Genomic DNA, 22,400 nt, shown 5'->3' with positions numbered 1-22,400 from the left:
GATAGAAAAGGATATTTTTTCTCTTAGCAAAGTGCGGGAAAATGTCGCTAAAGGAGATGGACATTTTGAAGTTAAAAGAGTTGCTCAGTATATTGCCGCTTTATGAGTCGAAGGCGGATTTAAATATGGAAATCACCAAAATTGCACAAGATAGCCGCGAAGTCGAAGCAGGCACGCTTTTTATTTGTATTGATGGCGAAGTTGTAGACGGACACCAATTTGCGCAAGTTGCGGAACAAAACGGGGCGGTAGCCATTATTGCTGAAAAGCCAGTAGACGTTTCGATTCCGGTTGTCCTTATTCGGGATACAAAACGTGGAATGGCGCTTCTTGCGGATTGTTTTTATGGTTCTCCGAGTCAAAAGATGCGTCTCATTGGCATCACTGGCACAAATGGCAAGACAACTGTAAGTCATTTGGTGGAGCAGGTTTTGCGCGATTCAGGCGAAACAACGGGATTAATTGGTACGATGTACATGCGCATTGCGAATCAAACAGTTGAAACGAAAAATACAACGCCAGATAGTCTGACTTTACAGCGTGTTTTTTCCGAGATGAAAAGAAGAGACGTCTCATCTGCGGTCATGGAAGTATCCAGTCACGCGCTTGTGCAAGGACGTGTTTACGGCACGGATTATGATGTTGCGGTCTTTACGAATTTATCGCAAGACCATTTAGATTATCACAAAACAATGGAAGAATATGCCTATGCGAAAAGTCTTCTTTTTGCGCAACTGGGCAATCGTTACTCGAAAAGTCATCCGAAAATGGCGGTTTTAAATGTGGATGATGCGGTTTTTGACACGATGAAAACCGCAACAGCTGCACATGTAATTACATATGGTATTGATAAAACGGCAGATTTCCAAGCACAAAATATTGAAATTACGAGTCAAGGTTCCACTTTCGAATTGTTTTCTCCAGAAGGACGCGAAAAGGTTCACATTCAAATGATTGGTAAATTTAGTATTTATAATGTGTTAGCGGCCATCGCAACTTGTTATATTAGCGGAATTCCGCTGCAACAAATTATGAAAACAATTTGTACGATAAAAGGTGTTGCCGGTCGTTTTGAGTTAGTCCATGCCGGACAAGATTTCCCAGTCATTGTTGATTACGCACACACACCAGACGGACTTTTGAACGTGTTACAAACCGTTTCTGAATTTGCCAAAAAACGCATTTTTGTTGTAGTCGGTTGTGGGGGAGATCGCGATAAAGGCAAGCGTCCTAAAATGGCGAAAATCGCAGCAGAATATGCAACCAATCCTGTTTTCACATCAGATAATCCACGTACGGAAGAGCCAATGTCGATTATTTCGGACATGCTAAAAGGCGTGGAAGGCCAGTCTTATGAGGTGCGTGTGAATCGCCAAGAAGCCATTGAATATGCTATAAACGAAGCAGAACCCGGCGATGTGATTTTAATTGCGGGAAAAGGGCATGAAGATTATCAAATCATCGGTACAGAAAAACATGATTTTGATGACCGCGTTGTCGCTAGAGAAGCTATTGAAAAAAAACAAAAACTTTAATACAATAGTAACAGTTTAGAGTGGAAAAAAAGATTGGAGAGAAAAAATTGTGTCTTTATACTTTTTAATTACAGCATTAGCGGTTGCTTTTATCATAACAGTAGCCTTCGTACCAATATTTATCCCATTTTTAGTGAAGCTAAAATTTGGTCAAAGCATTCGTGAGGAAGGCCCGAAACTGCATGCGCAAAAATCCGGGACTCCAACGATGGGCGCGATAGTCTTTTTAACGGCTATTGTAATTAGCTATGTGCTTCTATCTGTTATAAGTGGAGATTTTACATCTGCAACATGGCTGATTTTGATAGTGACGCTACTGTTCGGGGCACTAGGATTTCTCGATGATTATATTAAAGTAGTACAAAAACGTAATCTTGGCTTAACATCTAAACAAAAGTTTTTTGGTCAAGTAGCTATCTCGCTGCTCTTTTATATCATTTACCATTTGAGCGGTTACCCAGACACATTAACGATTCCCTTTACAAGCACAGAAATTAATATTGGCTGGTTTTTCCTGCTGTTTGTTTTGTTCTGGCTCGTGGGCTTTTCAAACGCGGTCAACTTAACAGATGGTTTAGACGGGCTCGTTTCAGGACTTTCAAGCATCGCGTTTCTCGCGTTCGGGATTATCGCGATTTACGAAAACCAAATGGAAGTAGCGCTTTTCTGTTTTGCTGTTGTTGGCGGCATGTTAGGTTTTCTTCTTTTTAATAAAAACCCAGCGAAAATATTTATGGGTGATACAGGTTCCCTTGCGCTAGGCGGGGCACTTGCAGCCGTCTCGATTCTCTTAAAACACGAATGGTTGCTCCTTTTAATCGGTGTCGTCTTCGTCATCGAAACCGCGTCTGTCATGTTACAAGTCGCCTATTTTAAAGCGACAGGCGGAAAACGAATTTTTAAAATGACGCCAATTCATCATCATTTTGAGCTTGTTGGCTGGCGCGAATGGCGCGTTGTTTTAACTTTTTGGGCAGTAGGACTTGTAGCGGGCATTTTAGCCGTACTACTTGTTATTATATAGGCCGCAATTTGCGGCATAAGGCGTCTCTAAACGGTTTTAAAAACCAGTTTTAGTTGGCGCTTTCGGTCGTTTCTAAGCATTTAAAAAACGGGGGAAATTTTTATGAAAAATATTAGTCAATACCATCACAAAAAAGTACTTGTGCTTGGTTTAGCCAGAAGTGGTGTTAGTGCAGCAAGTTTACTTCATAAATTGGGCGCATTCGTAACAGTCAACGACAAACTACCTTTTAGTGAGAACCCAGAAGCACAAGGTTTACTTGAACAAGGAATCAAAGTCATTTGCGGCAGCCACCCAACAGAATTACTTGATGAAGGCTTTGAACTGGTTGTGAAAAATCCAGGCATTCCATATAATAACCCGATGATTGCAAAAGCAGAACGCTTGAAATTGCCTATCTTAACAGAAGTTGAACTTGCTTACCAAATTTCAGATGCGCCTATCATTGGCATTACGGGAACGAATGGTAAAACAACGACAACGACCATTATTCATCACATGTTAAATGAAATGGAAAAAAACAAGTCGCTTCTTGCAGGGAATATCGGTTTCCCCGCGTCAGAAGTGGCAGAAAAAGCAACAAGTGACCAATACATTACGATGGAACTTTCCTCTTTCCAATTGATGGGAATTGATACATTCCGTCCGCAAATTTCAGTGATTACAAACATTTATGAAGCCCATCTTGATTATCATCATACGCGTGAGGAATATGTGGCTGCCAAGTGGAAAATCCAAAAAAATCAAACCGCAGATGATTATTTAGTCATCAATTGGGACCAGGAAGAACTTATCCACTTGACGAAAAAAACGGCGGCTAAGATCATCCCGTTTTCAACCACCCAAAGGCTTTCAGAAGGGGCTTATGTGCAGAACGGCATGTTGATGTTTGGCGAGGAAGAAATTGGGAAGCGCGATGATATTTTACTTCCGGGCGAACATAATTTGGAAAATATTCTCGCTTCTATTGCGGTAGCGAAGACGATTGGCGTACAGAATGAAGCCATCATGCATGTGCTTGAAACCTTTAAAGGTGTGGAGCACCGGACGCAGTTTGTCACTGAGCTACTCGGCAGAAAATTTTATAATGATTCAAAAGCAACGAACATTCTTGCAACTCAAAGCGCGCTTAAAGGGTTTAAACAGCCTGTGATATTGCTTGCCGGCGGACTTGATCGCGGCAATGAATTTGATGAATTAAAACCATTTTTAAGAAATGTTAAAGCCGTTGTTGTCTTTGGCGAAACAGCAAATAAAATGGCACGCATTGCAAAAGAAGTCGAGATTGATGTCCACTACGTGAAAAATGTTGAGGACGCCGTTCCAGTTGCCTTCAAGGTTTCAAGACCCGGCGACGTCATTTTGCTTTCGCCAGCCTGTGCAAGTTGGGACCAGTACCGCACGTTTGAAGTGCGTGGCAACGCCTATATGAATGCTATTCAAGAATTGACAGATGAGGTGGAACAATGAGAATCGTATTAAGCGGAGGCGGTACGGGTGGCCATGTTTATCCGGCGCTTGCTTTCCTAAGAGAATGTAAAAAAGAATATCCAGACGCCGAATTTCTATACATTGGTACAGAAAAGGGGCTGGAATCTGATATTGTGAAGCATGCAGACATTCCGTTTGAAGCCATTGAAATCACTGGTTTTAAACGCTCGCTTTCTTTTGAAAATATCAAAACGATAACACGCTTTCTAAAGGGCGTTACGCGCTCAAAGGAAATTTTGCGTGATTTTAAACCAGATTGTGTAATTGGTACGGGTGGTTATGTTTGCGGACCTGTCGTGTATGCGGCAGCAAAGTTAGGCATTCCAACTGTCATACATGAGCAAAATAGTGTCGCGGGTCTGACGAATAAGTTTTTAAGTCGGTATGCGGATAAAGTGGCAATCTGTTTTGAAGAAGTGAGCGATTCTTTTGCTTCTGAAAAAATTGTTTTCACCGGAAATCCGCGCGCCTCAGAAGTCATCCGCACAGAAGATGCCGCTGTTCTTTCGGCATACGGCTTAGATTCTGCCAAACAAACTGTGCTTGCATTTGGCGGAAGTAGGGGAGCGAAAGCAATTAATGAGGCAGTCGAGCAAATTTTACCCGCGTGGTGTGAAAAAGATTACCAGCTCCTTTATGTGACTGGTGAAGTGCACTACGAAAAAATAAAAGATAAGCTAGCCACAATGGATTTACCAAATACCATTAGCGTGCAACCCTTTATCTATGATATGCCCGCTGTTTTAAACTCTGTGAATCTCGTCATCTCAAGAGCCGGCGCGACGACGCTTGCCGAGCTGACAGCATTAGGTCTACCAAGTATTCTAATCCCGAGCCCTTACGTGACGGCGAATCACCAAGAGAATAACGCTCGTTCTTTAGAAAGAAATGGCGCCAGTATCGTCATTACGCAAGAAGAATTAACCCAAGCTAATTTAATGGAAAAAGTCGATGCGATTATGGTAGATGAAACCAAGTTAAACAAAATGGCTTACGCCGCTAAAGAGCTCGGAGTACCTGACGCAGCAGAACGTCTTGTTGATGTGGTTGTGCAACTAATTAAATAAAAAAGGGATGAAAACAATAGAAAGGAGATGCGAATATGACGGACAACAAAAAAATTATCTCAATCGAAAATAAAATTCCTGAACTAAAACGTTATCGCAAGAAGAAACTTATTCGTCATCTCGCTATATTGGTAGGCTTCTTTGCCGTTTTAATCCTGATTACCCTTTATTTTCTATCCCCTTTCAGCAAGGTTGATCAAATCTATGTTTCAGGAAATCGCCAATTGACCGAGAATGAAATCAGACAAGCAAGTGGCGTTGACTCAAGCGATTTTGTGATTGCTGTTAACAATAGCAAAGTGGAAAAGCAACTTGAGAAGCAAGAACTCATTAAAAAGGCAGTTGTTGAAAAAGATGGACTGCGCAACTTAAAATTAAAAATTACCGAATATAAAACGGTAGGCTATATGGAAAAAGACGGCATGTACTACGATATTTTAGAAAATGGCAAAATTCTAAATGATAATGCCCAAAAATTTCCAATTGGAAACCGCGCTTTATATGTCGGCTTTAAAAATGGAACGGTACTAAAAGACATGGTCGAGCAAATGAATCAATTGCCAGAAGAAGTCATACGAGCCATTTCAGAAGTCCATTTAGACCCTAAAAAAAGCGATGCCGAACATATTGTGCTTTACATGAATGATGGCAATCAAGTTTCCGCAACAATCCCTACTTTTGCAGAAAAAATGAGTTATTATCCGTCTATTGTAGCCCAGCTTCAAGAAGGACAAAAAGGTGTCATTAATTTAGAAGTAGGCGCCTATTTTGAAAGTTACTATAAACAAAATGAAGCGAAAAAGTCAGAAGAACAGAAAAAAGATTAGAATTAAGGCTTGATTACGAGCGTTTGTTCGCGTTTTTTGAGTTTTGAAAAAATAAATTCAAAAAAATAGTCAAAAATTGTTCTTTGTGCTTTAATTACATGTTTTGTTAGTGTAGACTGTAAATAAGTGAACTCGAAGCTAACAATAGAAAACAGGATAGAGAAAACAACCCCGTTTTGGGAAAATATATGAATGAATAAAAGGAGGTGCCGATAAATGGGAGAAAGTGAAATTTATGTGAGCCTTGACATTGGTTCATCCAAAATCAAGGTCATTATTGCCGAAATGGCAAACGAACGTCTTAACATTATTGGTGTTGGAGATGTTCCTGCACAGGGAATTAAAAAAGGTATTATTATTGATATCGATAAAGCCGTTGAATCTATAAAAAAAGCAATTAGTCAAGCTGAACGCATGGTTGGCGTTGAAATTTCGCAAGTCATTGTTGGCATTGTCGCGAGTCAAGTAGCGCTTTTAGAAGCGCGTGGCATTGTTGCTGTAAGCAGTGACAAGCCTGAAATTACTGTTGAAGACGTATGGAATGTGATGGATGCAGCGCAAGTGATACCGCTTACTGCTGAAAGAGAAATCATTAGCTTAATTCCAGAACAATTCGTTGTAGATGGTTTTGATGGCATTACAGATCCCCGCGGCATGAGTGGTGTTCGACTTGAAATGGAAGGAACACTTGTAACAGGCTCAAAAACAATTTTACATAATACACTGAGATGTGTGGAGCGAGCAGGACTTGAAATTACAGAAATCGTCTTGCAACCTTTAGCAGAAGCAGCAATTTCATTATCGGAAGACGATTTGGAGTTTGGCACAACATTAATTAATGTCGGTGCCGGCACAACGACTGTCAGCGTCTTTGAACATGGCAAATTAGTTTATACGTTTGTCATTCCAGTTGGCGGAGATAATGTCACAAAAGACCTTTCTCTTGGTCTAAATACTTCTACGACAAATGCGGAGAAGGTTAAATTAGAGCACGGTTACGCTTTTTATGACGAAGCTTCAGCGGACGAAATTTTTGCGATTGATGTGATTGGTTCTGACCAGAAGCAACATTTCACGCAAGTTGAAATCGCCGACATCATCGAGGCTCGCATGGAAGAAATTTTCCTACTCGCACTAGACGGCTTAAAACAAGCTGGTTTCACCCAATTGCCGGGCGGATTTGTCTTAACTGGCGGCGGCTCTGGCATACCTGGCTCCCTCGAACTAGCGGCTAAAACACTAGGTGGGCACGTTAGACTCGCGATGCCAGATTATATCGGTGTACGCGATCCTGCTTATACGACAGCGGTCGGTTTAATCCAGTATGCTTATAACTTAGCTGAGTTTGATGGCCGAGATTTAAGCAGCGATACAGAGGAGCAAGTAGAGGAAAAAACGCAAGCAAGAGCTACGAAACAGCCGAAGCGAAAGAAAACAGAAGATGAAAAGGTAACAACGAAAATGAAAAACTTTTTTGGAGCCTTTTTCGAATAAAATATATCGGAAATCGTGAAACTAGGAGGCAAAAATATGTTAGAGTTTGATACAAATTCTGAGAGCTTGGCGACGATTAAAGTCATTGGTGTCGGTGGTGGCGGAAATAACGCTGTTAACCGCATGATTGAACACGGTGTTCAAGGTGTTGAATTTATTGCTGTGAATACTGACGCTCAAGCGCTTAATTTAGCAAAATCAGAAATTAAATTACAAATTGGCACAAAGCTAACGCGTGGACTAGGAGCCGGAGCTGTTCCTGACATCGGGAAGAAAGCTGCGGAAGAAAGTCGCGAAATGATTGAAGAAGCATTAAAAGGCTCGGATATGGTTTTCGTCACTGCTGGAATGGGCGGCGGGACAGGAACAGGAGCAGCCCCTGTTATTGCACAAATTGCAAAAGAAATGGGCGCTCTTACTGTCGGTGTTGTGACTCGTCCGTTTGGCTTTGAAGGACCAAAACGTTCGAAGCAAGCTGTAGCTGGAACTGAAGCGATGAAAGAAGCGGTAGACACACTTATCGTTATCCCAAATGATCGCCTCTTGCAGATTGTAGATAAAAACACCCCAATGCTTGAAGCTTTCCGTGAAGCTGATAATGTTTTACGACAAGGCGTTCAAGGTATTTCGGATTTAATTGCTGTCCCAGGGCTAATCAATTTAGACTTCGCTGACGTAAAAACCATCATGACAAACCGCGGATCTGCCCTCATGGGAATTGGTATCGCGACAGGTGAAAATCGTGCCGCAGACGCCGCTAAAAAAGCAATTTCATCTCCACTTCTTGAAACATCAATTGATGGAGCAAAAGGTGTGCTAATGAATATCACAGGTGGCTCAAACTTAAGCTTGTATGAAGTTCAAGAAGCAGCTGAAATTGTATCAAGCGCATCTGATCCAGAAGTCAATATGATTTTTGGTTCAGTCATCAATGATGAATTAAAAGATGAACTTATTGTGACTGTAATTGCGACAGGATTTGATGAAGCGAAACAAGCGGAGATGAAAAACCGTCGTCCAGCTGCCGGGCAACAAATTCAAGTAAATCGTCCAAACTATGCAGCCAATGAAACACAAGAAGTGAAGCATGAGGAACCGCAAGTTGCGGAACCTAAACAAGCTGTGGAAACGAATAACGGCGATGTTGATGTGCCAGCCTTCATTCGCAATCGAAATCGCAGAAGCTAATTTCGTTTAAACCGCGGATAAAGTGGGAATCCACATAAAAAGGTGTAGGTAATCATGACGAAAAAAGACAATCTTAGTCACATTGAATCAAATATTGAAGCAGCCTGCCAAAAAGTTGGACGTACTAATGATGTCCATCTGGTGGCAGTCACGAAAACAATCGATGTGGCTGGAATACGAGAGCTATACGAGTTAGGTTTACGGAATTTTGGTGAAAACCGGGCGGACGTTTTTTTAGAAAAATTTGAGGCCTTACAGGATTTGCCCGATATTGTCTGGCATTTCATCGGTTCCTTGCAAACGCGAAAAGTGCGTGACATAGTGGATAAAGTGGACATCATTCATTCTGTAGACCGCCCTAGTTTAGCAAAAGAAATTGAAAAACGTACAACAAAATCATCACCTTGCTTCTTGCAAATTAATATTTCTGGTGAAGAAGCAAAACATGGCTTTACTAGGGAAGCAGCTGTTCGTTTCTTGAAAGAGACGGATTTTAAGAATATTGAAATTATTGGTTTAATGACTATGGCACCACTTACGGAAGATGTGAGTGAGTTACATCAAGTATTTCACGAATTAAAGCAGTTGCAACTAGACATTCAAAAGCTCGGTTTAAACCGTGTACCATGTAAGGAACTATCGATGGGAATGACGAATGACTACATGATTGCGATAGAAGAAGGTGCTACACATATTCGAGTAGGTAGAGCTTTGGTGAACGACTAATTACGGAGGTGCAAAAAATCATGGGACTTTCAAACAAATTTAAATCTTTTTTCTTTTTAGATGAAGATGGAGAAGAATACTACGAAGAACCAACATCAAAAAAAGTACAGGAGCCTGAACCAATGGTACAAAAAAAAGCAGCTAAGAATAAATTCCGAGCAGTGGAAGAATCTGAAAACAACAAGGTGGTAAGTATGCAAGGTGCGCAATTTTCTAGTCAAGTAGTGTTAGCTGAACCTCGTGTTTATGCAGAAGCACAAGAACTTTCGGATTACTTAAAAGAATATAAAACACTAGTTGTAAACTTACAACGAATTAGCCATGATCAGGCGATTCGGATTGTAGACTTTTTAAGTGGGACTGTATATGCTCTTGGCGGAGATATTCAGCGCATTGGAAATAATATTTTCTTATGTACACCTGAAAATGTGGACGTAGATGGATCTATTTCCGAAATGTTAGAAGAACAAGACTTCATGTAAGTAACTAGAGAGGTGGACTCTTTTTGGAACTGTTTTTATATCAAGTTGTGCAAGTAATCTTGTTTATCATTCGCTATTTGCCAACTTTAATGTTTGTTTACTTTTTGATGAGCTGGTTCCCAGGAGCGCGTGAATCTAAAATCGGACGTTTTCTAGGAAAAATCTTTGAACCAATCTTAGAACCGTTTAGAAGGATTATACCGCCAATTGGTATTTTTGACATCTCATCACTTGTTGCCTTTATTGCATTCCAATTTGCAATGTCGGTGTTAACAAATTTAATTTATAAATATGTATTACCATTGTTATTTTAAAGCTATGCTTAGGCATGGCTTTTTTTGTTCGTTATAAATCCATGGTATAATGAAATGTATATGCGTTTAAAAAAGAGGAGAGAGTACGAATGGAAGGGATTTATCAACATTTTCGCGGGGAAGAACATGCTTTTATTGACCAAATATTAGAAATTACGATGCAAGTAACAGATGAATATACGCCGAAACTAACCGACTTTTTAGATCCACGACAACGTTTTATCGTACAAACGATAGTGGGCAGTTATGAAAATATTGAAGTGAAGTTTTTCGGCGGAACGCCTGTTACAGAACGGAAAAGAGCACTCATCTATCCAGATTATTACACACCAACAATAGATGATTTTAACATCGCGCTTTTCCATATTCGCTACCCAGTAAAATTCACGACGCTTTCGCATCAAAAGATTTTAGGAACACTTATGTCACTCGGAATAAAAAGGGAGATTTTTGGTGACATAGTCAATTTAGAAGAGGAATGGCAATTTTTTGTAGATTCAGAAATGGAAAATTATGTTTCAAGTCAACTTGATAAAATCGGGAAAGTCAATATTACGCTTGAAAAGCTACCGCTTGATGCGGCGTTACAAATTGAACCAGTCTGGGAAGAAACAATGATTACAGTTCCAAGTCTTCGTTTAGATAGTGTGGTAGCTAATGCCCTACATTTATCACGGCAAAAAGCGAAACAAATGATTCAAGCAGGACTTGTTAAAGTGAATTGGAAAGTTGTTGAGAATCCAGATTTTGATTGTGAGGAAGCAGACATCTTATCCGTCCGCGGATACGGTCGAATTAAACTTTTGTATATACATGGACGAACAAGAAAAGATAAAATTCGCATGGATATCGGTTTTTTGAAATAAAAATTAAAGAGGTGTGCCAATGAAGAAAATGCTAGGTGAGGAACGTCGTAAATCGATTTCAAAATGGCTGATGGAAGCAGACGAGCCAATTTCTGGTGCAGAACTAGCCAAACGAACAAACGTCAGTCGCCAAGTGATTGTACAAGATATTTCTCTTCTTCGTGCAACAAATTCACCAGTTATCTCTACACCACAAGGCTATTTATACGTATCAGAGAGCAGTCGGCCAAGGCGAGTGATTGCTTGTCAACATACGAAACGAGAATCGGAAAAGGAACTTAACACGCTTGTTGATTATGGAGTATCCATTATTGATGTCATTGTGGAACACCCCATTTACGGAGAAATCGTTGCGTCGTTACATTTAAACAACCGTTTTGATGTTGAAAAATTTATTAGGCGTCTCGGAGCAACAAACGCAATGATGCTTTCAGGGCTAACTAATGGTATTCATTTGCATACAATTGAAGCAGATACAGACGAACAATTAGATGAAGCTATTGAAGCGTTAGGACGTTTAGGCATACTAGTTCAATAAATTTGACACAAAACTATGAAAACGAAGGTCTTTATGGTAAAATGTAATTTATATTAGGCTATTTTTACAGAAAAGCTATTTAAAAGAAAAAATTAAAAACTGTTTTTATAATTTGCATGGAGGTGTTAGCTATGCCATTATCACCACTGGACATACATAATAAAGAATTTACCCGTGGTTTTAGAGGTTACGATGAAGATGAAGTCAATGATTTTCTTGATCAAATCATCAAAGATTATGAGCAAGTAATTAAAGAAAAGAAACGTATGGAGGATTCGCTTAGCAACAACGAAGAGCGTTTAGGTCATTTTACAAACATTGAAGAAACCTTAAATAAGTCACTTATCGTTGCGCAAACAGCTGCCGAAGAAGTGAAACTATCTGCTGAAAAAGAAGCAAAATTAATCATTCGTGAAGCAGAGAAAAACGCAGACCGAATTTTAGCTGACTCTCTTTCAAAAGCACGTAAAATTGCGATTGAAATTGAAGATTTAAAACGCCAATCCAAAGTTTTCCGCGAAAGACTTCGCCTACTTGTAGAAGCACAAATGGATTTAATCCAAAGTGACGATTGGCAACAAATGATGGAATATGATGTTGACGCAACAGAATTAAAATCCATCAAAGAAGTACAAGATGCCGATTCAGAAGAAAATATTGACTAAATAGATGTTGAAAGAGACAAGTATATTTTTCTAACCCAATCCAAGCGATTCAGTGACGGTGTGAGACTGAAATTGGACGGAAAATAGAAATCACTCTGGAATCTCTAGTTCCGAATCCAGTAAGAACTAGCGCCGCCAAGCGTTATTGGAACGAGTGGGCAAGAAATTAAATTCCTGTCAACAAGGGTGGTAACGCGATAATCTCGTCCCTTTTTTGAGGGAGGAGATTTTTTGTTGGAACTCTTAACGCTTCAGCGTTTAGAGTTCCAATACAAGGCTGGGCGAAGCCCTGCGTTGATCCACAAAACTCTTAACGCTTCAGCGTTTAGAGTTCCAATACAAGGCTGGGCGAAGCCCTGCGTTGATCCACAAAACTCTTAACGCATCAGCGTTTAGAGTTCCAATACAAGGCTGGGCAAAGCCCTGCGTTGATCCACAAAAAATATACAAATCTTAAAGGAGCCAAATAAAAATGGAATACAAAGACACATTATTAATGCCAAAAACAGCTTTCCCGATGCGAGGAAATTTACCAAATAAGGAGCCAGAATGGCAAGCAAAATGGGAGAGTGAAAATCTTTACCATAAAATTCAAGAAAAAAATGCTGGACGTCCGACTTATATTTTGCATGATGGACCGCCGTATGCGAACGGGGAACTTCACATGGGACACGCCATGAATAAAACGATTAAGGACTTCATTGTGCGGTACAAATCTATGGCTGGATTCCGCTCACCGTACGTACCTGGTTGGGATACACATGGTTTGCCGATTGAGCAAGCTTTAACCAAAAAAGGGGTTAAACGTAAAGAAATGACGGTTGCAGAGTTCCGTAAACTTTGTGAAGAGTACGCGTATAAGCAAGTTGATATTCAGCGCACAGGCTTTAAACGCCTTGGGATTAGCGGTGATTTTGATAATCCATACATTACGCTAAAACCGGAATATGAAGCAGAGCAAATTAAAGTTTTTGGCGATATGGCGAAAAAAGGTTATATTTACAAAGGTAAAAAACCGGTCTACTGGTCGCCTTCAAGCGAATCCGCACTAGCAGAAGCAGAAATCGAATATCAGGATAAAACATCTGCCTCCATTTATGTGGCTTTTGATGTTAAAGATGGAAAAGGTGTCTTAGATAATGACACAAAAATTATCATTTGGACAACAACACCGTGGACGATTCCGGCTAATATGGCGATTACGGTAAACCCAGATTTAGACTACGCGGTTGTGAACACTGGCGGGCAAAAATATGTGGTTGCAGCAGCACTTGTAGATTCCTTAAAAGAGCAACTTGATTGGACGGATGTAACCATTGAAAAAACAATTCGCGGCGTTGAACTTGACCGCGTTGTGGCGAAACATCCATTCTATGACCGCGATTCGCTTGTTATTAACGGCGAGCACGCGACAGCAGACGCTGGTACTGGGGCAGTTCATACCGCGCCTGGGCACGGGGAAGATGACTTTATTGTGGGGCAAAAATATGAGCTTGAGGTGTTAGCTCCACTTGATTCGCGCGGGGTATTTACAGATGAGGCACCCGGATTTGAAGGGCTGTTTTATGATGATGCCAACAAATTGGTGACGGAAAAATTAAAAGAAGTGGGCGCGCTTCTTAAAATGGAATTCATTACGCATAGTTATCCGCATGATTGGCGTACGAAAAAGCCGGTTATATTCCGAGCAACTCCGCAATGGTTTGCTTCGATTAATAAATTCCGCGGTGAACTTTTAGATGCCGTTCAAGATGTAACGTGGACGCCTTCGTGGGGTGAAACGCGCCTGTACAATATGGTTCGTGACCGCGGCGATTGGGTTATTTCGCGTCAGCGCGCATGGGGGGTTCCGCTTCCAATTTTCTATGGTGAAAACGGGGAACCCATCATCACGGATGAAACGATTAAGCACGTCTCCGATTTATTCCGAGAGCATGGTTCGAATGTTTGGTTTGAACGCGAAGCGAAGGATTTATTGCCTGAAGGTTTTACGCATCCATCAAGTCCAAACGGCGAATTTACAAAAGAAACGGATATTATGGACGTTTGGTTTGATTCTGGTTCAAGTCATCAAGCTGTTTTAGCGAGTCGACCAGAACTTTCGCGTCCGGCTGACCTCTACATGGAAGGTTCCGACCAGTATCGTGGTTGGTTTAACTCTTCCTTAACTACGGCGGTTGCTATGACGGGTGCTGCGCCTTATCGCAATGTACTTAGCCATGGTTTTGCGCTTGACGGCGAAGGTCGGAAAATGAGTAAGTCGCTTGGAAATACGATTTTACCGGGTAAAGTCATTAATCAGCTTGGTGCGGATATTGTTCGCCTTTGGGTGGCGTCCGTTGACTATCAAGCAGATGTGCGGATTAGTGATGACATCTTAAAACAAGTGTCGGAAGTTTATCGTAAGATCCGTAATACGATGCGTTTCTTACTTGGAAACGTGAGCGATTTTAACCCTGAAACTGATAAAGTAGCTTTTCAGGATCTTCGTGAAGTGGACCAATTTATGCTTGTGAAACTGAATGAGCTTACGCAAAATGTCCGTAATGGCTATGAAAAGTTCGAATTCTCGACGATTTATCATCAAATCAATAACTTCTGTACGGTTATGCTAAGCCAGTTCTACATGGATTTCGCGAAAGATGTCGTATACATCGAAGCGGCAAATAGCTCGGATCGTCGTGCAATGCAAACAGTCTTTTACGAAGCCGCTTCTTCTCTGGCTAAACTACTGGCGCCAATTTTACCACATACATCAGATGAAGTGTGGTACCATTTAAACGGGGAACAATCGTCTAGCATTCACTTAGAAGATCTTCCAGAAGTTCAAAATTACGCAGATACTGCTGATTTAGTAACAAAATGGGATGCATTCCTCCGTGTGCGTGATGACGTCCAAAAAGCACTTGAAGAAGCGCGAAATGAGAAACTAATTGGGAAGTCCATGCTAGCGAAAGTAACGCTTTACGTTGATGCAGAAGGTGAACAACTATTTAACTCCTTACAAGGTGACTTTGCGCAGCTCTTTATTGTATCGGATTTCGAACTGGTCGTTGGTTTAGAAAAAGCGAATGAACAAGCCGTAAAAGGTGAACATGTTGCCGTAGAAATCACAGTAGCAGAAGGCGAAACATGTGAACGTTGCCGCGTTGTGAAAAAAGATGTTGGCGTAGATGCGCTTCATCCAACGCTTTGCGGACGTTGTGCGACAATTGTAACGGAAAACTATTAAAGGAGTAGAGGAGGGCGTTACTAGCGACCTCCCTTTTCCTTAATAAAAAAGTGAGAGGAGTTTTGACGCAATGAAAATAGAGTTTATTAAAGTTCATGGCTCACAAAACGACTTTTTTATCATCGATGAACGTTTAAATGACATCGAAAATTGGTCTGATGAAAGACGAACTAATTTGGCGCTTTTAATTTGTGCGCGCGATAATGCACTACGTGGTGCTGACGGAATTTTATTTGTGAGTACTGGGCGTGCGGGTACAATTGGGAAAATGCGTGTTTTTAACGCGGATGGCTCGGAAGCTTCGATGTGTGGGAATGGTCTTCGGACGGTCGCGCGTTATTTGCTTGAGAAGGCAAACTTAAACGAGGCGAAAGTTGAAACGATGAAAGCGGATCTTTTGGTTCAGAAAAATGAATCGCTCGGCTATGACATTCCAACCTATCAAGTCGAAATTTCACCCGTTTTGTTTGACTTAGGAAGCCTCCCTTTTAACTACGAGAAAAAAGAACTTTTGAATGAAAAAATCCCTGAATTTGATGACGAACTGACTTTTTCTGCGGTGGCGGTGCCGAATCCGCACTTGATTACGTTTACTAGTCAGGCCGTTTTGGAATCGAGTAAGCAGGAGGAGCTCTCGCATTATTTGAACGGGGAAAATCCCTATTTTCCGGACGGTGTCAATGTTAGTTTTGTTCGTAAGCTTACGCCGGAAAAGATTTTTGTGCGCACGTATGAGCGAGGAGTAGGCTTCACTAATGCATGTGGAACGGCGATGTCGGCCTCTAGTCTGATTAAAAAACTCATCGACCATGATAAACTGGATGAGGTGCTTGACGTTTATAATGATGGTGGACGTGTTCGTGTGAAGGCGGATGAAAAATCCATCCAACTTATCGGAAATGCGACATTTACGGCTTTTGGGACTTTTGAGTTGAGTGATAATGGTTTTGAAGTTACCGCTTTTTCTGAAACGGGTGAGCAGGAAAATTATCTAAAGATGGTTCGTGAAGTGGAACAATTTTTAAATGATACAAAATAAGGAGAGAATTTATGAATACAAATCGAAAGAAAGCTTTGCCACTTTTTGTCATAGGAGGATTTGCTCTTTTACTATTTTTGATTGAACTTATGAGTGTGGCATCGGAACAAAGATGGGTTGCGAAATTTGATTTAATGTGGATTGAACGTATTAGGGAAGGAAACATTAAACCGAGCACGACAAACATGGTTGAATTCCTGACCCATTTTGGTTCTGCTGAATACATCATAGTGATGACGATTATCGTCGTGATTGTCTTATTTATTTTGAGAAAATTTGTAGTTGGACTATGGTTCGGTGGAACAGTTTTACTTTGCGGAGTCGTTTTGAATTTACTGTTCAAAAACTTAGTTGAACGCACTCGCCCAGATTCAGTAAATTGGTTGATTTCTGAAACTGGCTATAGTTACCCAAGTGGGCATGCGACGGCAACAAGCGTGTTTTATGGATTAGCAGCACTATTTTTGATTTTCACGGTGCGTCAAATGTGGCTGAAAATTGTTGTAGGTGTAGTAGGACTATTTATCATTTGCTATGTGATGTATTCTCGTGTTTACTTAGGCGTTCATTTCCCGACAGACGTATTGGGAGGTTTCTTATTCGGAATGGCATCGATTTTCCTTTCGACAGGTGTTTATTTCTTAGTTCGCAAGCCACTTCATGATATGTTAAAAAAATGGCGTCTTAACGATAAAAGTGTTGTAGAATAAGCAAACAAATTGAAGTGAAGTTTTTCAGAAAAGATGCTGAAAGCTTCACTTTTTTTATTAAGTTTTATAAAAGGGTTGGAATTTTCAATCATGTAAACGCCTTACTTTTTACTTGCATTTTAGAGTAGAACGATGTAATATAAATATATTGATAAGAAAATAAGCAAGTTGTATCATGAAGTAATGATGAGAACTATTCACATGTTATAAAGGGTATTCGCCTTGTCATTTGAATACTTTTTATAATATGTGAATTTTTTTTAAAAAAGCACTCGGTTGTTTGTTGTTTAGCTCGAACCAGTTTGTTTTTTTTGAGAAAGGCCATATTAGTAAATTTTTGGAGGTTTGTGAAATATGCAAACAGGTAAAGTAAAATGGTTCAACAGTGAAAAAGGTTTTGGATTTATCGAAGTTGAAGGCGGAGACGATGTATTCGTACACTTCAGCGCTATCCAAGGCGACGGATTCAAAACTTTAGACGAAGGTCAAGAAGTTGAATTTGAAGTTGTTGAAGGCCAACGTGGCCCACAAGCTGAAAACGTAACTAAATTATAATTTTCAGTTTGACCAAGCCAAAAATCTAGCAAATAAAAATATTTGCTAGATTTTTTTATTCCGTTGTATTTCAGTGAAAACTAGGTTAAGATACAGATATCACGTATCGAAGGAGTTTTGAATAATGGACATTGCGAAGATGATTGATCACACTGCTTTAAAACCTGAAACAAGCAAAGAGGCAATTTTAAAGCTAACAAGTGAAGCGAAAGAGTATCAATTTGCTTCTGTTTGCGTCAATCCAACATGGGTAAAATTAGCAAGCGAAGCACTTTCAGGAACGGATGTAGATGTTTGTACGGTTATTGGTTTTCCGCTCGGGGCAAACACTGCAGAAGTAAAAGCTTTTGAAACGAAAGATGCTATCCAAAACGGCGCGACGGAAGTAGATATGGTTATTAATATTGGCGAACTAAAAGACGGTAACGATGACGCAGTTCTTGCTGATATTAAAGCCGTTGTAGATGCAGCGAATGGGACACTCGTTAAAGTGATTATTGAAACATGTTTATTAACTGACGATGAAAAAGTGCGTGCATGTGAGCTAGCTGTAAAAGCGGGAGCTGATTTCGTAAAAACTTCAACAGGCTTTTCAACAGGCGGTGCGACTGCAGCTGATATTACTTTAATGCGCAAAACAGTTGGACCGAATATTGGGGTAAAAGCATCTGGTGGCATACGCACAAAAGAAGATGTTCTTGCGATGATTGAAGCAGGTGCGACACGAATTGGCGCTAGTGCGGGAGTTGCTATTGTTTCTGGCGGCACGAGTACATCAGATTATTAGGATAACTTGAGGAAGCATGCGGGCATGCTTCTTTTTTATAAAATAAAATAGTATGCGTTTACATTGCTAGCGTTGCAACGATTGTCGCTTTAGTGTATGATGAAGAGGAGCGTTGAAGGAAGCGGGGGAACGGCATGAGTGTAACGATTCGGGAGATTGCGGAGAAAACGGGTGTTTCGATTACGGCCATTTCGCAAATCTTAAACGGAAAAGGGGACAGGTTTAGCGAGGTAACTAAAAATCGCGTGTTAAAAGCAGCAAAAGATATGGCGTATAAACCGAATTTTTTTGCTAAAAATATGGTCACGAATCATACGAATACAATTGGCATGGTTGTACCAGAAGTGACGGATGCTTTTTTTTCGCAAATGGTCAAAGGGGCAGAAGACTATTTAAATCAACATGATTACATGATTATGCTTTGCAACTCTTCCAATGATAAAGAGCGCGAAGATAGATATGTGGAGGAACTACTACACCGCGCTGTAGATGGACTTATTATTGCCAGCCCAAATATTTTAGCTTCCAAAGTATTCGAACGTATGCGTGAAAAAAAGAAACCGTACATTTTACTCGATCGACAACGAAATGAACAAAAAGAAGGACGAATTGCTGTTGATGACTATGAGGGCGGTTATATGGCGACCAAACATTTACTTGAACTTGGTCACGAAAAAATCGGGATTATTATTTCGGACAACTCATTTTACAACGTATTTGAGCGTTATGAAGGCTATTTGGCGTGTATGAAAGATGCGGGCATAACCGTACCAGAAGACTGGATTGCTAGCGGGGATCAGACGATGGACGGCGGATTTAAAGCTGGGGATAAGTTGCTTGCAGGCGGTGTAACAGGCGTGTTCGCAACGAATGATTTAATGGCTGTCGGACTTTATCGCTTTCTTTTTGATAAGGGGATTAAAATTCCAGAGGATTTATCGGTCATTGGCTTTGATGATATCGAACTTTCGGAATTCATGACGCCGCCACTTACAACCATTCGCCAGCCTATCTATGAAATTGGCGCGATTGCAGCCGAATTTCTCTTGCAAAAAATTGCTTGCCCAGAAGAAAAAATGAAAAATCGTTTACTCGATTTAAAGTTGATTGAGCGAGGCAGCACAAAAAAGATTTGACAGAACTTGGTAGCCTCAAGTATAGTGAAAATATCTGATAGTTTTAGTCAAAAGTAAAACGGTTTACTAAAAATGTAACCGATACCAAATAAGGAGTGGTTAGCGTGAGAATGGTGGATATTATTTCCAAGAAAAGGGACGGGCACGAACTTACGACGGCTGAAATTAATTTTTTTATTGAGGGATATACGAAAGGGGAAATTCCTGATTATCAAGTGAGTGCACTACTCATGGCGATTTATTTTGAAGATATGACAGATAACGAGCGCGCGGATATGACGATGGCGATGGTGAATTCAGGTGAAACAATTGATTTGTCGGCCATTCACGGAATAAAAGTAGATAAACACTCCACAGGTGGCGTAGGGGATACGACAACACTCGTTTTAGCTCCGCTTGTTGCGGCTTTAGGTGTTCCGGTTGCGAAAATGTCTGGGCGAGGTTTAGGGCACACAGGCGGCACGATTGACAAATTAGAAGCGGTGGAAGGATTTCATGTCGAGATTACGAAAGATGACTTCATTGAGCTTGTGAACCGCGATAAGGTGGCTGTCATTGGACAGTCTGGCAACTTAACACCCGCCGATAAAAAACTGTACGCTCTTCGTGATGTAACGGGTACGGTGGATTCCATTCCGCTTATTGCGAGTTCAATTATGAGTAAAAAAATTGCCGCAGGTGCGGACGCGATTTGTTTGGATGTGAAAACTGGCGCGGGTGCGTTTATGAAAACCGATGAAGATGCTGAAAACTTGGCGCGGGCGATGGTGCGCATTGGGAACAGTGTTGGTCGCAATACGATGGCCGTTATTTCTGATATGTCGCAACCGCTAGGCTACGCAATTGGGAATGCGCTTGAAGTGAAGGAAGCGATTGATACGCTAAAAGGGGAAGGTCCAGCTGATTTGACGGAACTTGTTTTAGTGCTAGGCAGTCAAATGGTAGTGTTAGCGAAGCAGGCAGAAAGTTTAGAAGAGGCGCGCGAAAAATTGCTTGCTGTTATGAAAAATGGACAGGCGCTTCAGAAATTTAAACAGTTTTTAGAAAACCAAGGTGGCGATGCAAGCATTGTAGATTCGCCAGAAAAATTGCCACAAGCTACATATAAAATTGAAGTACCTACTAAAAAAAGTGGTTTTGTGAGCGAAATTGTAGCAGACGAAATTGGTGTGGCCGCAATGATTCTAGGTGCCGGGCGTGCAACGAAAGAAGATGAAATTGATCTAGCGGTTGGACTGATGTTACGCAAAAAAGTTGGCGATGCCGTTCAAGCAGGCGACTCTCTCGTAACCATTTTCAGCAATAAGGAAGATGTGGCGGGTGTCACAGAGAAAATTTATGAGAATATCCGCATTTCTAGTCAGGCGGAAGCGCCGAAACTGGTGCATAAAATTATCACGGAATAATGAAAAGCGTTTGGGGCACCCCCAAACGCTTTTTTTTTAAACCAAAAGAGTATATAAAGTTTGATTATCATTAATCGGAATGAAACTTGGGTCAAAGATTCCCATTCGCTCGAGCAGCGCGGGATAGTCTTCTTTATAACTTAGTAGCACGCCAATGATAACAGGCCCGTTGCCACGATTGATTTTTTTCGTGTATTCAAATTTAGTAATGTCATCATGCGGTCCGAGCACCTCACCAACAAATTCCTTTAGCGCACCAGGGCGTTGCGGGAAATTTACGATAAAGTAATGCTTTAAACCTTGGAACAGAAGGGAGCGCTCCTCGATTTCCTGCATGCGATTGATGTCATTATTACCACCGCTCACCACGCAGACGACCGTTTTCCCTTTAATTTCTTCTTTATAGTGTTCGAGCGCCGCAACAGACAGGGCTCCAGCCGGTTCCGCCACAATCGCTTGCTTTGTGTACATCTCAAGAATCGTCTGGCAAACTTCGCCTTCTGGGACTGAAATGCAACCATCTATAAACTTCTCGGCATGTTTAAAGGTGAGTTCACCGACTTGCTTCACAGCCGCCCCGTCTACAAACTTGTCGATTTGGGGGAGATTGACCGTTTTGCCGGCTTCAAGGGCAGCCGCCATCGAAGGTGCACCGCTTGGCTCAACGCCAATTATTTTCGTATGTGGGCTAGCTTCTTTCATGAAACTCGAAATGCCACTAATTAAGCCGCCACCGCCAATTGCTGCGAAAACGTAATCGGCTTTTTCCCCAGCCGCTTCGAGGTCATAAAAGGCTTCAACAGCAAGCGTGCCTTGGCCTGCAATGATATCAAGATCATCAAACGGCGCGATGAAAGTAGTTTTATGCTCCTTTGAATAAGCTTTGGCAGATTCAGCAGATGCGTCGAATGTGTCGCCTGTTAAAATGACGTCGACAAACTCACCACCGAAAAATTTTACTTGCGAGACCTTCTGATTTGGCGTAGTTGTGGGCATGAAAATGGCTGCTTTTACCCCCAATTTTTGACATGTATAAGCAACGCCTTGTGCGTGATTGCCAGCGCTTGCGCATGTGACGCCTTTTGCGCGTTCGGCTTCGCCTAAGCGGTGAATGGCATAGTAGGCACCGCGGAGTTTAAAGGAGCGGACCCATTGCAAATCTTCGCGTTTAAGGAAAACTTGGCAGTCGTATTTGTGCGAGAGATACGGATCTAGTTCGAGCGGAGTCCGTTTTACGATGGATTTTAACACCTCATATGCTTTTAAAACATCGGATTTTGATACGAGTACATCAGCCAGTTCCATTTTTTCACAACCT

At 41.2% G+C, this 22,400-nt stretch carries 21 protein-coding genes and 1 other annotated feature; of the genes, 20 read left to right on the top strand and 1 reads right to left on the bottom strand.

The window, feature by feature from the left end; genetic code table 11:
• Nucleotides 1–65 precede the first annotated feature (65 nt).
• From CFS60_RS05095 to CFS60_RS05000, 20 genes are all read left to right on the top strand, one after another.
• The gene (locus tag CFS60_RS05095; protein ID WP_240310308.1) at nt 66–1,535 is read left to right on the top strand and encodes a UDP-N-acetylmuramoyl-L-alanyl-D-glutamate--2,6-diaminopimelate ligase; all 1,470 of its coding nucleotides are present in this window, start codon (nt 66–68) and stop codon (nt 1,533–1,535) included.
• 49 nt (nt 1,536–1,584) lie between these two features.
• The gene (gene mraY, locus CFS60_RS05090) at nt 1,585–2,559 is read left to right on the top strand and encodes a phospho-N-acetylmuramoyl-pentapeptide-transferase (protein ID WP_088809572.1); all 975 of its coding nucleotides are present in this window, start codon (nt 1,585–1,587) and stop codon (nt 2,557–2,559) included.
• A 102-nt stretch (nt 2,560–2,661) separates the two neighbouring features.
• Nucleotides 2,662–4,029, top strand: a complete 1,368-nt coding sequence (murD, locus tag CFS60_RS05085; RefSeq protein WP_088809573.1) for a UDP-N-acetylmuramoyl-L-alanine--D-glutamate ligase — start codon at nt 2,662–2,664, stop codon at nt 4,027–4,029.
• Nucleotides 4,026–5,117 carry an undecaprenyldiphospho-muramoylpentapeptide beta-N-acetylglucosaminyltransferase gene (murG, locus tag CFS60_RS05080; protein WP_088838912.1) on the top strand — a complete coding sequence of 364 codons (1,092 nt, stop codon included), beginning with the start codon at nt 4,026–4,028 and terminating at the stop codon, nt 5,115–5,117. Before murD ends, murG begins: the two co-directional genes overlap by 4 nt.
• A 35-nt stretch (nt 5,118–5,152) precedes the next feature.
• A complete protein-coding gene (locus CFS60_RS05075) occupies nt 5,153–5,944 on the top strand; it encodes a cell division protein FtsQ/DivIB (protein ID WP_088809575.1) in 792 nt (263 codons plus the stop codon).
• 216 nt (nt 5,945–6,160) lie between these two features.
• Entirely contained in the window at nt 6,161–7,438 is a 1,278-nt protein-coding gene (gene ftsA, locus CFS60_RS05070) for a cell division protein FtsA (RefSeq protein ID WP_088809576.1), read from the top strand.
• A gap of 36 nt (nt 7,439–7,474) precedes the next feature.
• Nucleotides 7,475–8,626, top strand: a complete 1,152-nt coding sequence (ftsZ, locus tag CFS60_RS05065; RefSeq protein ID WP_088809577.1) for a cell division protein FtsZ — start codon at nt 7,475–7,477, stop codon at nt 8,624–8,626.
• Nucleotides 8,627–8,680: 54 nt separating this feature from the next.
• Nucleotides 8,681–9,352 (top strand): YggS family pyridoxal phosphate-dependent enzyme, encoded by a 672-nt coding sequence (locus CFS60_RS05060; RefSeq protein ID WP_088809578.1) that lies wholly within the window; start codon nt 8,681–8,683, stop codon nt 9,350–9,352.
• Nucleotides 9,353–9,372: 20 nt separating this feature from the next.
• Nucleotides 9,373–9,834 carry a cell division protein SepF gene (locus tag CFS60_RS05055; protein WP_088809579.1) on the top strand — a complete coding sequence of 154 codons (462 nt, stop codon included), beginning with the start codon at nt 9,373–9,375 and terminating at the stop codon, nt 9,832–9,834.
• 23 nt (nt 9,835–9,857) lie between these two features.
• A complete protein-coding gene (locus CFS60_RS05050; protein ID WP_088809580.1) occupies nt 9,858–10,148 on the top strand; it encodes a YggT family protein in 291 nt (96 codons plus the stop codon).
• 89 nt (nt 10,149–10,237) lie between these two features.
• Nucleotides 10,238–11,014 (top strand): RNA-binding protein, encoded by a 777-nt coding sequence (locus tag CFS60_RS05045; RefSeq protein WP_088816124.1) that lies wholly within the window; start codon nt 10,238–10,240, stop codon nt 11,012–11,014.
• 19 nt (nt 11,015–11,033) lie between these two features.
• Nucleotides 11,034–11,552, top strand: coding sequence for a transcription repressor NadR (locus tag CFS60_RS05040; protein WP_088809582.1), 519 nt, complete (start codon nt 11,034–11,036; stop codon nt 11,550–11,552).
• A 131-nt stretch (nt 11,553–11,683) separates the two neighbouring features.
• Nucleotides 11,684–12,217, top strand: a complete 534-nt coding sequence (locus CFS60_RS05035) for a DivIVA domain-containing protein (protein WP_088809583.1) — start codon at nt 11,684–11,686, stop codon at nt 12,215–12,217.
• Nucleotides 12,216–12,431: a binding site (T-box leader), on the top strand. Its footprint overlaps the gene before it by 2 nt.
• A gap of 258 nt (nt 12,432–12,689) precedes the next feature.
• Complete coding sequence (gene ileS, locus CFS60_RS05030; RefSeq protein ID WP_088816123.1) at nt 12,690–15,449, top strand: isoleucine--tRNA ligase; 2,760 nt, start codon at nt 12,690–12,692, stop codon at nt 15,447–15,449.
• A gap of 70 nt (nt 15,450–15,519) precedes the next feature.
• Complete coding sequence (gene dapF / locus CFS60_RS05025; protein WP_088816122.1) at nt 15,520–16,488, top strand: diaminopimelate epimerase; 969 nt, start codon at nt 15,520–15,522, stop codon at nt 16,486–16,488.
• A gap of 11 nt (nt 16,489–16,499) precedes the next feature.
• Nucleotides 16,500–17,198: a phosphatase PAP2 family protein gene (locus CFS60_RS05020; protein ID WP_088809587.1), complete on the top strand. Its 699-nt coding sequence runs from the start codon at nt 16,500–16,502 to the stop codon at nt 17,196–17,198.
• A 354-nt stretch (nt 17,199–17,552) separates the two neighbouring features.
• Nucleotides 17,553–17,753, top strand: a complete 201-nt coding sequence (cspD, locus tag CFS60_RS05015; RefSeq protein WP_007472424.1) for a cold-shock protein CspD — start codon at nt 17,553–17,555, stop codon at nt 17,751–17,753.
• A gap of 124 nt (nt 17,754–17,877) precedes the next feature.
• Nucleotides 17,878–18,540 (top strand): deoxyribose-phosphate aldolase, encoded by a 663-nt coding sequence (deoC, locus tag CFS60_RS05010; protein WP_088809588.1) that lies wholly within the window; start codon nt 17,878–17,880, stop codon nt 18,538–18,540.
• Between the two features lie 134 nt (nt 18,541–18,674).
• Nucleotides 18,675–19,676 carry a LacI family DNA-binding transcriptional regulator gene (locus CFS60_RS05005; RefSeq protein ID WP_088809589.1) on the top strand — a complete coding sequence of 334 codons (1,002 nt, stop codon included), beginning with the start codon at nt 18,675–18,677 and terminating at the stop codon, nt 19,674–19,676.
• Between the two features lie 104 nt (nt 19,677–19,780).
• Entirely contained in the window at nt 19,781–21,082 is a 1,302-nt protein-coding gene (locus CFS60_RS05000; protein WP_088838911.1) for a pyrimidine-nucleoside phosphorylase, read from the top strand.
• Between the two features lie 36 nt (nt 21,083–21,118).
• Here the strand turns inward: CFS60_RS05000 and ilvA are convergent, their stop codons facing one another.
• Nucleotides 21,119–22,387, bottom strand: a complete 1,269-nt coding sequence (gene ilvA / locus CFS60_RS04995) for a threonine ammonia-lyase IlvA (protein WP_088838910.1) — start codon at nt 22,385–22,387, stop codon at nt 21,119–21,121.
• Nucleotides 22,388–22,400: the final 13 nt, after the last annotated feature.

Source organism: Listeria sp. ILCC792, from assembly GCF_900186135.1.
Classification (GTDB): Bacteria; Bacillota; Bacilli; order Lactobacillales; family Listeriaceae; genus Listeria; species Listeria goaensis.
Note: the sequence above shows the minus strand (reverse complement) of the source record. Positions and strands in the feature narration are given on the sequence as shown.